The sequence below is a fragment of the Ideonella sp. P3_A4 genome (genome assembly GCF_056403075.1).
Genome location: NZ_JBFUGE010001122.1, coordinates 1 through 1,169, shown reverse-complemented (window position 1 = coordinate 1,169; position 1,169 = coordinate 1). Strand labels below are relative to the sequence as shown.

General features: G+C 66.0%; 1 protein-coding gene. It reads left to right on the top strand.

The features are described from left to right. Positions 1 to 855: GTP 3',8-cyclase MoaA (gene moaA, locus AC1DYI_RS36345; RefSeq protein ID WP_477208939.1), on the top strand; the 855-nt coding region annotated here is incomplete at its 5' end. Positions 856 to 1,169: the final 314 nt, after the last annotated feature.

Genomic DNA, 1,169 nt, shown 5'->3' with positions numbered 1-1,169 from the left:
CAGTTGGGGGCGCGCAAGATCCGGCTGACCGGGGGCGAACCCCTGCTGCGCAAGCATCTGGAAGGCCTGGTCGAGATGCTGGCCGCGCTGCGAACGCCCGACGGCCAGGCGTTGGACCTGACGCTGACCACCAACGGCTCGCTGCTCGCCCGCAAGGCCTCCGCCTTGAAGGCCGCGGGCCTGAACCGGCTGACGGTGAGCCTGGACGCGCTCGACGACGCAATCTTCCAGCGCATGAACGACGTCGGCTTCCCGGTGGCCGAGGTGCTGGCCGGTATCGACAAGGCGCTCGAGGTGAGCCTTGGCCAGATCAAGGTCAACATGGTCGTCAAGCGCGGCGTCAACGACGACCAGGTGTTGCCGATGGCGCGGCATTTCCGCGACCATTACGGCACGGCAGTCTCGCTGCGCTTCATCGAGTTCATGGACGTAGGCGCGACCAACGGCTGGCGGCTGGACGACGTGCTGCCTTCGTCCGAACTGCTGCAGCGCCTGCAGCAGGAATGGCCGCTCGAACCGATCGATACCGGCGTGGCCGGCGAAACGGCAGAGCGCTGGGCCTATGCCGACGGGCGCGGCGAAGTCGGCCTGATCTCCAGCGTCACCAAGGCCTTCTGCCGCGACTGCAACCGCGCGCGGCTGTCGACCGAGGGCCAGCTCTTCTTGTGCCTGTTCGGCACCCACGGCCACGACCTGCGCGCGCTGCTGCGCGGCGGTGCCAGCGATGCCGACATCTCGTCGACCATCGCCCACATCTGGGCCGAACGCACCGACCGCTACTCCGAGATTCGCGGTTCGGCTTTGGCGCCCGCCAGCAGCGAACGCCGCGTCGAGATGCACTACATCGGGGGCTGAATTCCAGCCGAAATGCGCCACAGGCGCCGCCGTCGCCAAGCGCACGGATCACCTTCGACTTCGCGTCAGCCGCTGCATCTCGGCGCTTCGGGATTGTCAGTCACCCAATAACGCGTTACAAGCGCGGACGGATGAACTGAACTCGCCCACAGCGAGCCCAATATCTATGTCGAAATCGCTATTGATGACTTTGAGCTTGGCCGCGGCGGCATGCAGCGCCCAGGCCGCAGCCACACAGTACGACGTGGTGGAGATGCCGGCCGTGCCACTGTCCGTTATTGACTGGAACTACGTCAGCGGGTACGCCATCGATG